The organism is Mesorhizobium japonicum MAFF 303099 (assembly GCF_000009625.1).
In the GTDB taxonomy this organism is placed as follows: Bacteria; Pseudomonadota; Alphaproteobacteria; order Rhizobiales; family Rhizobiaceae; genus Mesorhizobium; species Mesorhizobium japonicum.
On record NC_002678.2, the window covers coordinates 2,918,671 to 2,931,228 of the forward strand.

The window sequence follows — 12,558 nt, forward strand, 5'->3', positions numbered from 1 at the left end:
CGAGCCGGCCAAGGCGCTGGGGCGGCTCAATGAGCGGCCGCCCACGATCCGATCCATCAAGACCTGAGATCAGCCAGTTCGCCGCCAGGATGGGTGCCGACCCGGCCGACTGCATCGTCATCGAGGATTCGCCCTTCGGCATCCAGGGCGCGGTCGCCGCGGGCATGACGGCGATCGGCTACACCGGCGGCGGCCACACCTATGCCGAGCACGCCGCGTGACTGACGGCGTTTCGTCTGCGCCAATTGGGAAGAAATTAGCCGGCAATTCTGCTTTGCGTGCCAGCCTAATTTAGCGGATACTTGGTGAAACCACGGCTGGCCCATTCGCCAGGCGGGACTAGTGACCCCACACGGAAGTTGAAGGATAGGACCCTCGTCGCATCGGGGTCGACTTCACATCGGAAGTTTAGATTGTACCAAGTGTTTCTGGTGCTGAAGGCCGCTTGAGCTGGGTTGAGAACATTGCCTTTGTCCAGCGTAATGGTTGGCACCCATTTGACCGAATAGTCGGCACTTTGCAGTTTCTCGCTCAGAACATTGCCGCAAAGGGTGGCCACGCGCTGACCCCGCGGCACATTCTCCATGGAGCTTGTGGCGAAGGCATTGCCGGTTGCGCCTTGCGAATAGAGCTTTCGCACACCGGGAAGGCCCGAATAGATCGGCGATCCCGCGGCTGCGGCGTCGTTCGTGGGACTTGGCCTTCTGGCATTCCCGCTTGGGGCCTTAAAGGCTTTTGCGGATTTGAAATTCATCGTCTTTGCAGGTTTTGGCTTTGCCTTTTCGGCAGAGGGTGGCGGCGCTGGCTTATCACCAGTCTCAGCCGCCAAGGGCTTTGGCGTCACAACCGCTTGCTTTTCGGCGGGTTGCGGTGCGAGCTCCCGTTTGTCCGCCTGCTGTTTGTCAGCGTCCTCGGTCGCCTGCTTCTCCTCGTTTTGCGCAGGTTTGGCGTCCGGCGCGGCGGCCTCCTGCTTTTCCTCGCCTTGCGCGGGCTTTCCATCCGGCGCAATAGTGGCCGGCTTCTCGTCAGGCTTGCTGGGCTCTGCCTTCTGCTGTGGCGTTGCAACCGGGGCGGGCCGGGTCGGCACGGGTGTCGGTGTTATAGGCGGCTTCACCGCCTCATCCTTGGCCGGTGACGGCGTGTTGGGTTTAGCGCTGTTTCCGTCGAGCGATTTCTCCGGCCCCGTATCCTTCTGGCCGTACTGGAAAACGCGCTTCAGAACATGGTCGTCTGGCGGTTTCGGGGGCTCCGGAGGCGGCTTTTGTTCAGGCGGCTTTTCAGCCTTCTTTTCAGGTGTCGGCTCCGGTGGCTTTGGAGCAGGTTTCGGCTTAGGCTTCTCGGGTGGCGGCACAATCGCGACATTGACGGGCTGTTCCTGCTGATCCGGCTGCTGCTCGGATCTCGGCACGCCAAAGAACAAGAACGCTGCGATCAAGGCATGCAGGATCAGCGATGCGGCCAAGGCCCATCGCCAATTGCGAAACCACTCTCGTATCTTGCCGTTCATTACGCCCGATGTGGAATGAAATAGCGGCGGCTTCAAGCACAGGCACGGGATTGGCGCGGTTTAGCCGCTGACAGCTTGGTGATCGGGATGGTCAAACACGGGGCAGCTTTCACCGGTCCGCTGACGCGCATCAATGAGAAGCGTCCATCCTGACATTCACGACAAGCCGGTACTTATCAAGCCCCGAGGCTCTGTCCCGCGACCGCCACTGCCGCCGGGATCAGCCAGCCGGACTTTATGCGCAGCCGCGCCTGGGCTCCGCTCTCCAGCGTAAGCGGGTCTGGCTGCTCGAAATGCAAAGTGAGGTCAGGACCAGCGGCAGGCGCGAATTCGATGCGCGCGCCGCCACCCTGGTAGATCACCCGTTTGACGAGGCCGTCGAAGCCCGGGCCGTCGGTTGACACGTCGAGATCGGCCGACCGGCAGCAGATCTTCGCGCCCGCGCGTGGCGGTTCGCCAGCGCGGCAGCGGACCACCAGCTCGGTTCCGAGAACCCTGACCTTACAATGGCCACCGTCTTCGCCCGTCAGGACATCCGCCGGCAGCAGGATGCCTTGCGAGATGAAGGAGGCCACCATCTCATTTGCCGGCTCATGATAGAGTTCGCGCGGCGTCGCCAGCTGTGCCAGGCGCCCATGGTCCATCACCGCGATGCGATCGGCCAGCGCCATCGCCTCGGCCTGATCGTGGGTGATGTAGACGATAGTCGTGCCGGTGCGCTTGTGGAAGGCGGCGAACTCGTCCTCCATCGAGGCTCTCAGATGGACGTCGAGATTGGCGAGCGGCTCGTCGAACAACACAAGCGACGGTGCGGCGACAAGACAGCGCGCCAGCGCCACACGCTGGCGCTGACCACCGGACAGATTGGCCGGCCTGCGCTCGCCCAGCCCCTGCAGATTGACCAGAGCCAGCGCGTCTTCCACCTTCTGGCGCGCGACGACCTTGTCGAGCTTCGCCACCTTCAGCGAATAGCCGATATTCTCTGCCACCGTCATGTGCGGCCACAGGGCGTAGTTCTGGAAGACGATGCCGACACGCCGCTTTTCCGGAGCGACGCTGCCGCCGCTGTTCGACATGACATCGTTGCCGATGCGGATTTCGCCCGAGCTCACTTTCTCGAAGCCGGCGACGAGCCGCAGCAACGTCGTCTTGCCGCAGCCGGACGGCCCGAGCACGGCCAGGAACTCGCCGTCGGCGACGTCGATCGAGACGTCCTTCACGGCGTCGAAGTTGGCGAAGCTCTTGGTCACATGGTCCAGGCTCAGTCGCGCCATGGCAGCACTCCGTTGGGAAGGTAGGGGGCAAGCAGATTGGTCACCAGCATCAGCACGAAGGTGACCGCGACCGTGACGACCGACATTGCCGCCGCGTAGTTGGAATCGCCGCCCTGTTCGAAGGAAAACATCACCACGCCGATCGTCTCCGAGCCTGACGACCACAGCAGCGCCGAGACGGTGAGTTCGCTGAGTGCCGTCATGAAGATCAAAAGACCGCCGGCGATCGCCGCCGGCGCGACCAGTGGAAAGATGATGGTGCGCATGCGCGTGAACAGCCCGGCGCCCGCCGTCTGCGCGGCCTCCTCCAGCGCCCGGTCGATCTGTTGGTAGCCGCTGATGGTCGGCCGCAGCGCCAGCACCAGGAAGCGGGCGAGGTAGGCGTAGAGGATGATCCAGACCGTGTTGTAGAGTTGGATGCCGGTCAGTGGGATCGGCCTGAGGAAGAGCAGCAGCGAGGCGATCGCCAGCACCACGCCGGGCAAGGCATAGGGCAGTTCGACCGCCAGATTGAGCAGCCGCACCCAGCGCTGCTTGCCCCAGGCGATGAGATAGCCGACCGGCACGGCGACGACGACCGCGAAGAAGGCGGCCGCGATCGACAGCCAGAAACTGTTGAAGAAGGCGCGATTGGCGGCATCATGCTCGAACAGCACGAAACGATAATTGTCGAGCGTCATCGTCTTGGCGGTGAGCGCGATGCCATAGCCCGGCACCAATGAGGTCAGCACCAGCCCGAACAGCGGCAGGAACAGCACCAGCACGATCAGCAGCCACATGCCGACCTGAACAACGGGCCGCCAGCCGCCGAGTTCGTAAGGTTCGGCCGGCAGCGATGTCGAAGAGATGCGGTAGTCGCGGCGGCGGCTCATCACCTCCTGGGCGATAATGCCGGCCATCGCGATCACGCCGATCAGCACCGAAAGGAACGCGGCCTCGCCGAGCACGGCCGGACCACCGCCGGCCAGCTTCTGATAGATGAGCGTCGGCAGCACCAGATAATTGGCGGGAATGCCGAGGAAGGCGGGAATGCCGAAATTGCCGACGCAGGACACGAAGGCCAATGCCGCGGCCGCCATGATCGACGGCGTCATCAGCGGCAGCACGATGGTGGCGAGCACGGTGGACCAGCCGGCGCCGCCGGCGCGTGCGGCCTCGACCAGTTCGCGCGGCAGCTTGCGCAGGCCGGCCCGCACCAGCAGGAAAACCAGCGGGCCATATTGCACGCCAAGCAGCAGGATGATGCCCGAGGTCGAGTAAAGCGGGTTTTTCGTGCCGAGCGGCGGTGCCGCGCCGAACAGCTTGAGGAATGGGCTTGCCGGGCCGAACAGCTGCAGCCAGGCCAGCGCCGTCACCTGCGGCGCGATCATCAGCGGCATGACGTAGCACAGCACCAGGGCGCTGCGGCCGCGTATGTCGGTCAGCGAAACCAGCACCGCCACCAGCGTGCCCGACAGCACCGCAAGCAAGGTGCCACCGATGCCGACGACCAGCGTATGCCATGTCGCGACCCAGGTCGCCGGGCTTCTCAAGCCCGCCTCCACGGCCACGGTCGACAGCGTGCCGCCAGGTGCGATGATCTCCTTGATGAGGCGCAGCATGGGCAGCAGCGAAAGCAGCACGATGACGACGGCCACCGCCGCCGTCAGGACCATTTCCTGGCCCCGGCTTTCCCTGATGCGTGTCGACATAATTGCGCTTCCTGGGATCGGTGCGGGCGGGACGCCGCCGGAAACGGCATCCCGCCGCGATTGCCGGCTCAGCCGCCGAACAGTTCCTGGAACTTCGCCTTGTCGGCGTCGGTCTTGGCGACGATCACCTTGGTGTCGAACGGCATCACCTTGACCTTGACGCCTTCCGGCAGCCATTCGGGATGACCGAGCGAGGCGCGCGCCGGCAGGTACCCCATGGACAGTGCCAGCTTCTGGCCTTCATCCGACAGAATGAAGTCGACGAACTTCTTGGCGCCGTCGACATTCCTGGCGGTCTTCATGATGGCGACCGGTTCGGTCACCGCCGGCACGCCTTCGCTCGGGAATACGAACTCGACCGGCGAGCCCTTTTTCTTGGCGTTCATCGCCATGAAGTCGACGAGGATGCCATAGGGCTTCTCGCCTGAGGCCACCGATTTCAGCACCGCGCCATTGCCGCGCACGCTGACGGTGTTGTTGGCCTTCAGCTTCTGGAAGAAATCCCAGCCATAGTTGGTATCGCCGGCAAAACCGGAGAGCAGATAGGCGGCCGCACCCGAATAGAGCGGGCTCGGCATGACCAGGCCATCGGCATAGGCGGGCTTGGCGAGATCGGCCCAATGCTGCGGCTTTTCAGCAGCCCCGGTGTTGTAGACGATGCCGGTGGTGATCAACTTGCTGCCGAAGTAGGTCTTGTCGGCATCATAGGCATCGGCCTCGATGCCGTCGAGCTTGGCCTCGGGATAAGGCAGCAGCCGGTCGTCCTTCTTCAACAGCTCCATCGAGACCGCGTCGGCGATCAAGAGCACGTCGGGCTGCGGGCTGCCGGCGGCGAACTCGGCCGCCATCTTGGTCAGGATGTCGCTGGTCCCAGAGCGATAGATAGTCACGTCGATGCCGGGCTGCGCCTTCTTGAAGGCATCCACGGTCTTGGCCGCATCGGCTTCCGGCTGCGACGTGTAGAGCGTCAGTGTTTCGGCATTTGCCACGCCGGCAAACAAAGTTGCCGCGAGCGCCAGCTGGCTGGCCAGCAGCTTGATGAGTAGCGTCTTCATGAGACCTCCTGTCTTGTCTGTGCATGACCGGTCCGGCTCCTGGCCGGCTCCGCGTCCCTTCCTCCCTGCACGGCGCATATGACTGGTGGATGACAGCGGACATGCGCGATCAGATCAAGCGACGGCTTGGCGTGAGATGCTCTCACGGCACGACAGGAAGGCCCACGGAATTGGCTTTCCGCGAGCCTCATGGGCGCGACTGCACGCCGGACTAGGAGCTATGTTTCCCGATGCTGGTAAAAGGTGCCTCGACTGCCCCTACACCAGCATGCCCATCGGGTTCTCGATCAGCCGCTTGAAGGCGACCAACAATTCGGCGCCGAGCGCGCCATCAACGGCGCGATGATCGGTCGACAGCGTCACCGACATCACGGTGGCGATTTTGATCTCGCCATTCTTGACCACAGCCCGCTCTTCACCGGCGCCGACCGCCAGGATCGTCGCATGCGGCGGATTGATGACGGCGGCGAAGTCCTTGATGCCGAACATGCCGAGGTTGGAGACCGCCGTCGTGCCGCCCTGATACTCTTCCGGCTTCAGCTTGCGGCTGCGGGCACGGCTGGCCAGGTCCTTCATCTCGTTGGAAATGGTCGACAGCGTTTTTTCGTCCGCATGCCGAATGATCGGCGTGATCAGGCCGCCGGGGATCGACACGGCGACGCCGACATCGGCATGCTTGTGCTTGACCATGGCGGTTTCGGTCCACGAGGCATTGGCATCCGGCACCGCCTTCAGCGCCATCGCCATCGCCTTGATCACCATGTCGTTGACCGACAGCTTGTAGGCAGGCACGTCACCCTTTTCGGTCTTCTTCATCGGTGCGGCGGCATTGATCTGCGTGCGCAAGGCCAGCAACGCATCGAGTTCGCAGTCGAGCGTTAGATAAAAATGCGGGATGGTGGACTTGGCCTCGACCAGGCGGCGCGCGATGGTCTTGCGCATATTGTCGTGCGGGACGAGTTCGTAGGAGCCTTGCTCGAACAGCTTCAGCACTTGGTCGTCCGACATCGGCTTCACAGCCGGCGCGGGAGCGGCAGCCGGCGCACCGGCCGGAGCCTTGGCGGCGGGCGCTGCCTTGGCACCACCGCCGGCAATCGCTGCATCGACATCGGCCTTCACCACACGGCCATGCGGGCCGGTGCCGATGATGCCGGCAAGGGCAAGACCTGCCTCACGAGCCAGACGTCGGGCAAGCGGTGTCGCGCGTTCGCCTGGCGGTGATTGGCCAATCTCCCCCCTTGTGGGGGAGATGCCCGGCAGGGCAGAGGGGGGCATGACAGAATGCGACGTTGGTGGGACGACGTCCCCCTCTGTCGACTTCGCCGACATCTCCCCCACAAGGGGGGAGATTGGCGCCGCGTCTTGCTTGGCCCCATAAGCCTCATCGTCGGCGTAAATCCACGCAACCGGCGCGCCGACGGGAATGTCGACGCCTTCCTTGCCTGAGACGTCGCGCAGCACGCCGCTGGCCGGCGCATCGATCTCCATGGCCGCCTTGTCGGTCTCGATCTCGAACAGCACATCGCCCTTCTTGACCCGGGCACCTTCTTCGGCGAACCAGCGCGAGATCTGTCCGGTCGCCATGTCCATATCGACCTTGGGGAGAATGACTTCGGTCGGCATGTCTCAGCGAACCCCTTTCACGAGGTCGCGCGCGGCGCTGATGATGTCGGGAACCTGCGGCACCGTGGCCTTTTCGAGCTCCGGATTGTAGGGGATCGGCGTTTCCGCGCCGCCCAACCGCACGATCGGCGCGTCGAGATAGTCGAACGCCTCGCTCTCGGCGATCATGGCGCTGACCTCGGCGCCGATGCCCAGCGTCTTGACCGCTTCGTAGACGCACATCAGCCGCGACGTCTTCTTGACGCTGTCGATGACGGTCTGCTTGTCCATCGGCCGGATGGTCCTCAGATCGACGACTTCGACGTCGATGCCTTCGGCTTCCAGCGTGGCGGCGGCGTCGAGCGCCTTCTGCACCATGATCGAGGTGGCGACGATGGTGAGATCGCGGCCCTCGCGGCGGATGTCGGCCTTGCCGATCGGCACGGTGTAATAGCCCTCTGGCACCGGGCCCTTCATCTTGTAGAGCAGCTTGTGCTCGAAGATCATCACCGGATCGGGATCGGCGACCGCAGCCAGGAGCATGCCCTTGGCATCATAGGGCGTCGCCGGCTGGATGACCTTCAGGCCTGGCACATGGCCAAGCCAGGCTTCGAGGCTTTGGCTGTGCTGCGCGGCCGCACCCGTACCCGAACCGGCGGGAAAGCGCATCACCACGGGAACCGAAACCTCGCCTCCCAGCATGAATCGCATCTTGGCCGCCTGGTTGACGATCTGCTCCATGGCGAGCGTGGCGAAATCGGAAAACTGGAATTCGAAGATCGGCCGCATGCCGGTGAGCGCCGCACCCACCGCCACCCCCGCGCCGCCCAGTTCCGAGATCGGCGTGTCGATCACGCGCTCAGTGCCATAACGCTCCACCAGATCGCCGGTCACCTGGAAGGCGCCGCCATAGACGCCGATATCCTCGCCCATCAGGAAGACGCGCTCGTCCATGTCCATGGCGATCGCCATGGCTTCCTGGATCGCCTGGGCGTAGCTCAGTTCACGCACCGTCGCGTCCATCACGCCTGCTCCGTATACACGTAATTTCCGGTCTCGCTGACGTCAGGCGACGGGCTCGCCTTGGCGAACTCGATGCCGTCGGCGATCTCCTGCGACACCGCACTGCGAATGGCCTCGATGCCCTTGTCGTCGATGAAGCCGAATTCGCGCAGCTCGTTCTCGAACAGCGTGATCGGGTCGCGGTTCGACATCCAGTCCTCGATCTCTTCCTTGGTGCGATAGCGATTGCGGTCGCTCTTGGAATGGCCGCGATGGCGATAGGTCTTGGATTCGATCAGCGTCGGCCCTTCACCGGCGCGGGCGCGCTCGACGGCCCTGTAGGACGCCTCGGCGACTTCCGAAAAAATATTGCCGTTGACGATGACGCCGGGCATCGAATAGGCGGCGGCGCGGTCGGCGATGTTCTTCACCGCGGTCGAACGGGCGGTCGAGGTCGACATGCCATAGCCATTGTTCTCGCAGACGAAGATGACCGGCAGCTTCCAGACCGCCGCCATGTTGAGCGCCTCGTGGAAGGCGCCTTCATTGTTGGCGCCGTCGCCGAAGAAGGAGACGACCACCTTGCCGGTCTTCATCATCTTGGACGAGAGCGCCGCCCCGACGGCGATCGGAATACCGCCGCCGACAATGCCGTTGGCGCCGAGATTGCCCTTGGCGACATCGGCAATGTGCATCGAGCCGCCGCGGCCCTTGCAGTAGCCCGTGGTCTTGCCGAAGAACTCGGCGAACATGCGCTTGACCTCGGCGCCCTTGGCGATGCAATGGCCATGGCCGCGATGGGTCGAGGTGATCTGGTCATCCTCGCCAAGCGGCATGCAGATACCCATGGCGCTGGCTTCCTGGCCGATCGACAGATGCATGGTGCCGTGGATCAGGCCGCGCATGTAGCTTTCCTCCGCGCCCTCCTCGAAGCGGCGGATAAGATACATCTTGTAGAGCACCTCTCTGAGCTGCTCGGCGCTGTACTGGCGATAGACGAAAGGCAGGTTGGCGCGACTGTCCGCGACGGCTTTGCTGGCACCAGCCATGATCAGGCTCCCACGGTTCCGTAGACGAGCTTGTCCTGGCGGGCGCGCAGTTCGGCGATCTTGGAGCCAGGGGCAGGCACCGCATTGGCATAGGTGATGAGCTCGCCCTTCTTGATCGGCGCGGTGACCGAGCCGCCCTGCAGCAGGCCGCAGGGAATGGCCTTGGCGGCATGCGCTTCCGGCGCCGTCATGATCCAGGCGCGGTAGCAATATTCGCCGATCGCATCGAGCTTCTCGCCGGGCTGCATGTCTTTCTTGGCCACGGCGGCGACTTCGGCCACGGGCTTGGCCAGCGGCACCATGTCGGCCTTGCCGTAGAGCACGACGCGGGCACAGGTCAGCGGCACTTCGAGCGAGGTCAGGTGATAGGGGCGATGGAAGGTGAAATACGGACCCTTGCCCATCTTCAGATCCTCCATGCGTTCCGAAATGCGCGGATGCGACATGTCGGCAACGACGAAGACGCCAGGCGCCACACCCTTGCCGATCGAGTAGTCGACGACGCCGACCCTGGATAGCACGCCGCCATCCTTTTCAGGCACCAGCACTTTCGAGAGCTCGCCGAGCGTCGCCGCGGGGCCATGCATGCCGGCCTTGTCGGGCACCAGCCCGGTGGCATTGGCGATCGCCGCCATCTCGACCATGGTCTTCGAGCCGTCGACGAATTCAACCAGCATGCGCACATTCATGTGCCTGCGCTCCGCCTCTTCCTCATGGGCGGGCGGCGTGGCGTCGATGTTGAGCGGATTGTTCTTGCCCTTGCCGGCGGCCACGATCGGATGGCCCATGGCCGAGACGAATTCGATCAACTCCATGCAGGAGGACGGCTCGTCGCCGGCGCCCAGCGAATAGGTGACGCCGAGCCTGTCGGCCTCGCTCTTCAGATAGGCGCCGATGGTGACGTCGGCCTCGACATTCATCATCACCAGATGCTTGCCGTGTTCCATGGCGCGCAGCCCGATCTCGGCGCCGACGGCGGGAACGCCGGTCGCGTCGATGACAACGTCGATCAGGTCATTGTTGATGACCAGGCTGGCGTCATTGGTGACCGCCACCTTGCCGGCCTCCATGGCAGCCGTCATCGCCGAGGCGTTCGACACTTCGCGCGCATGGCCGGTTTCCTGGAAGGCGATGTCCACCGCCCTGCTGGCGGCGGGCAGGTTCAGTTCCGAGATCGCGCCGATCTCGATGCCGGACATATGGGCGACGCGGGTGACGATGTCGGTTCCCATCTCGCCGGAGCCGATCAGGCCGATGCGGATGGGCTTGCCCGACTTGCCGCGCTCATCGAGATCGCGGGCAAGGCCCGTCAACGAAATATTGGAAGCCATACCGCTCATTCCTCCCACATTGCAGGCTTGTTCATTCGCTTGACGGGTATTGAACATCTGTATTTCTGTCAAGACTAATGTCCAATTCCGTGTGCTTTTTGGCACCCTTTCGCGGAGACCATGTGTGCGCCAAAAACGCCGTGAAGGACGGCAACCGCGCAGGACGGTACGCAGGCAGACGTTCGCCGGGATACTATCCTTGGTGCACGGGAAATGGGCGGCCTCGTTTGGCCGACCGCGACGCTCGCCGCGTCACGGTCAGCGGAAGCCCTTCTCGGAATCGGGAACTTTACAGAACTCGATCCGATAGCGGCGGCACCGGAAAATCGTGGAAATGGACGATGACGCCATCCGCATCGATGAAGATCACCGCATAGGCGGGGGGCTCATGACCCAGGCTCCAGCTCTGCGAAAAATCGAGCGCGGTCTGATGGTTGGTGCTGCGCAGCGTGCTGACGGGAATCCCGCGCCAGCTCCCAGCGATCGACCGATGGACATGGCCGGCGAAGATATGCCGGACATTGTCGTGGCGCGACAGGACGTCATGGAAGGCATCGGCGTCGGCGAGCCTGACCTCGTCGAGCACCGGCATGTGTATCCGGAACGGCGGGTGATGCATGAACAGGACGACCGGCCGGTTCCCTGCCTCTTGCAGCCGTTCATCGAGCCATTCGAGCCGCGCGGCGCACAGCCTGCCCTCGACATGGCCGCTGTCCAGCGTGTCGAGCAGGATCAGCCGGCCCTCGCTGCCATCGAACACGCTCTGCACGAACCCTTGCTCGGCCCTAGCGTCGGGAAACATTTCGAGGAAAAGCGCCCGGTCGTCATGGTTGCCGAGCATCAGCCGGCAGGGCGCAGAAAATTGCGACAGCCTGTCCCGCAACGCCGCATAGGCTGCCCGCTCACCATCATTGGTCAAGTCGCCTGAGATCACCACCAGTTCGGCATCGGCGTGGTTCTTGCCGATGTCGGCAATGCAAGCCTCCAGCCTTGCCAGCGGGTCGGAGCCATAGAGGCGGCCACCCGGCGTCATCAGATGCGGATCGGAGAGCTGGATGATTTTCATGGACCTTGACCGCACCCTTCCCGCTGGCGCCGCGTGGCGCCAGCCAGAAACGCAACGCCTTGACTGACCCTCTACTGCGCCGTCCAGCCGCCGTCCATCGGCAAGGTCGTGCCGGTGATCTGCCTGGCCGCATCTGAGCACAGGAACAGTGTCAACGCCGCAAGTTCCTCCACGGTGACGAATTCCTTCGTCGGCTGTGCGGCGAGCAGCACGTCATGCTTGACCTGTTCCTCGGTCATGCCGCGCGCCTTCATCGTGTCGGGGATCTGTTTCTCGACCAGCGGCGTCCAGACATAGCCGGGCGCGATAGCGTTGACGGTGATGCCGTCCTGCGCCACTTCCAGCGCCACCGTCTTGGTCAACCCTGCAATGCCGTGCTTGGCCGAGACGTAGGCCGACTTGAACGGCGAGGCGACCAGCGCGTGGGCCGAGGCCGTGTTGATGATGCGGCCCCATTTGCGCGCCTTCATCCCAGGCACCGCCGCCTTGATGGCATAGAAGGCCGCCAGAAGATTGATGCGGATGATGGCTTCCCATTTGTCGTCGGGAAACTCCTCGATCGGCGCGACATGCTGGATGCCGGCATTGTTGACCAGGATGTCGAGGCTGCCGAATGCAGCCTCGGCGTCATGCACCATGGCGCTGACCGCGGCGCCATCCATCATGTTGGCGTCGGAGTAGCGGCACTTGACGCCGAAATCCTTCTCGATGCCCGCGCGCTCCTGCTCGATGGCCGCCGGATCGCCGAGACCGTTGATGGTGACATTGGCGCCCTCGGCGGCGAAGGCGCGGGCGATGGCCAGGCCGATACCACTGGTCGAGCCGGTGACGAGGGCATTCTTCGAAGACAGGGAACCCATGGTGATCTCGCGAGAGGTGGGAGGGGAATGAGAGGATATAATTGTGCGTCGCAACATGACAATGACAGAGCCATGTGTCGATGCGATTACAGCCAGACGACAGCGCCGGCATGGCTCTCGA

The 12,558-nt window shown here is 63.6% G+C and carries 10 protein-coding genes and 1 pseudogene; 1 reads left to right on the forward strand and 10 read right to left on the reverse strand.

The window, feature by feature from the left end:
* Window positions 1–62 precede the first annotated feature (62 nt).
* Window positions 63–215: pseudogene (locus tag MAFF_RS37700) on the forward strand (HAD-IA family hydrolase); the annotation flags it as partial.
* A gap of 71 nt (window positions 216–286) precedes the next feature.
* On the opposite strand, the gene MAFF_RS15295 reads toward MAFF_RS37700, so the two are convergent.
* The 10 genes from MAFF_RS15295 to MAFF_RS15340 form a co-directional block, all read right to left on the reverse strand.
* On the reverse strand, window positions 287–1,507 hold the full coding sequence (locus MAFF_RS15295; protein ID WP_010911824.1) for a DUF930 domain-containing protein: 1,221 nt from the start codon (window positions 1,505–1,507) through the stop codon (window positions 287–289).
* 176 nt (window positions 1,508–1,683) lie between these two features.
* Window positions 1,684–2,781, reverse strand: coding sequence for an ABC transporter ATP-binding protein (locus MAFF_RS15300; RefSeq protein ID WP_010911825.1), 1,098 nt, complete (start codon window positions 2,779–2,781; stop codon window positions 1,684–1,686).
* Window positions 2,769–4,472 (reverse strand): ABC transporter permease, encoded by a 1,704-nt coding sequence (locus MAFF_RS15305; RefSeq protein WP_010911826.1) that lies wholly within the window; start codon window positions 4,470–4,472, stop codon window positions 2,769–2,771. Before MAFF_RS15305 ends, MAFF_RS15300 begins: the two co-directional genes overlap by 13 nt.
* Before the next feature lie 68 nt (window positions 4,473–4,540).
* Window positions 4,541–5,527, reverse strand: coding sequence for an ABC transporter substrate-binding protein (locus tag MAFF_RS15310; protein ID WP_010911827.1), 987 nt, complete (start codon window positions 5,525–5,527; stop codon window positions 4,541–4,543).
* Between the two features lie 258 nt (window positions 5,528–5,785).
* Window positions 5,786–7,150, reverse strand: coding sequence for a pyruvate dehydrogenase complex dihydrolipoamide acetyltransferase (locus MAFF_RS15315; RefSeq protein WP_010911828.1), 1,365 nt, complete (start codon window positions 7,148–7,150; stop codon window positions 5,786–5,788).
* A 3-nt stretch (window positions 7,151–7,153) separates the two neighbouring features.
* Window positions 7,154–8,152 (reverse strand): alpha-ketoacid dehydrogenase subunit beta, encoded by a 999-nt coding sequence (locus tag MAFF_RS15320; RefSeq protein ID WP_010911829.1) that lies wholly within the window; start codon window positions 8,150–8,152, stop codon window positions 7,154–7,156.
* Window positions 8,152–9,180, reverse strand: coding sequence for a thiamine pyrophosphate-dependent dehydrogenase E1 component subunit alpha (locus tag MAFF_RS15325; protein WP_010911830.1), 1,029 nt, complete (start codon window positions 9,178–9,180; stop codon window positions 8,152–8,154). The genes MAFF_RS15320 and MAFF_RS15325 overlap by 1 nt, the downstream gene beginning before the upstream one ends.
* Window positions 9,181–9,182: 2 nt before the next feature.
* Window positions 9,183–10,511 carry an NAD(P)H-dependent oxidoreductase gene (locus MAFF_RS15330; protein WP_010911831.1) on the reverse strand — a complete coding sequence of 443 codons (1,329 nt, stop codon included), beginning with the start codon at window positions 10,509–10,511 and terminating at the stop codon, window positions 9,183–9,185.
* 289 nt (window positions 10,512–10,800) lie between these two features.
* On the reverse strand, window positions 10,801–11,577 hold the full coding sequence (locus tag MAFF_RS15335; protein WP_032931918.1) for a phosphodiesterase: 777 nt from the start codon (window positions 11,575–11,577) through the stop codon (window positions 10,801–10,803).
* A gap of 71 nt (window positions 11,578–11,648) precedes the next feature.
* Window positions 11,649–12,437: a 3-hydroxybutyrate dehydrogenase gene (locus MAFF_RS15340; RefSeq protein ID WP_010911833.1), complete on the reverse strand. Its 789-nt coding sequence runs from the start codon at window positions 12,435–12,437 to the stop codon at window positions 11,649–11,651.
* Between the last annotated feature and the right edge of the window lie 121 nt (window positions 12,438–12,558).

Bases quoted from the DNA above. Each gene is read 5' to 3' on its own strand.
- MAFF_RS15300 (WP_010911825.1), bottom strand. From the start codon at position 2,781: ATGGCGCGACTGAGCCTGGACCATGTGACCAAGAGCTTCGCCAACTTC.
- MAFF_RS15295 (WP_010911824.1), bottom strand. From the start codon at position 1,507: ATGAACGGCAAGATACGAGAGTGGTTTCGCAATTGGCGATGGGCCTTG.
- MAFF_RS15340 (WP_010911833.1), bottom strand. From the start codon at position 12,437: ATGGGTTCCCTGTCTTCGAAGAATGCCCTCGTCACCGGCTCGACCAGT.
- MAFF_RS15305 (WP_010911826.1), bottom strand. From the start codon at position 4,472: ATGTCGACACGCATCAGGGAAAGCCGGGGCCAGGAAATGGTCCTGACG.
- MAFF_RS15330 (WP_010911831.1), bottom strand. From the start codon at position 10,511: ATGGCTTCCAATATTTCGTTGACGGGCCTTGCCCGCGATCTCGATGAG.
- MAFF_RS15310 (WP_010911827.1), bottom strand. From the start codon at position 5,527: ATGAAGACGCTACTCATCAAGCTGCTGGCCAGCCAGCTGGCGCTCGCG.
- MAFF_RS15325 (WP_010911830.1), bottom strand. From the start codon at position 9,180: ATGGCTGGTGCCAGCAAAGCCGTCGCGGACAGTCGCGCCAACCTGCCT.
- MAFF_RS15335 (WP_032931918.1), bottom strand. From the start codon at position 11,577: ATGAAAATCATCCAGCTCTCCGATCCGCATCTGATGACGCCGGGTGGC.
- MAFF_RS15315 (WP_010911828.1), bottom strand. From the start codon at position 7,150: ATGCCGACCGAAGTCATTCTCCCCAAGGTCGATATGGACATGGCGACC.
- MAFF_RS15320 (WP_010911829.1), bottom strand. From the start codon at position 8,152: ATGGACGCGACGGTGCGTGAACTGAGCTACGCCCAGGCGATCCAGGAA.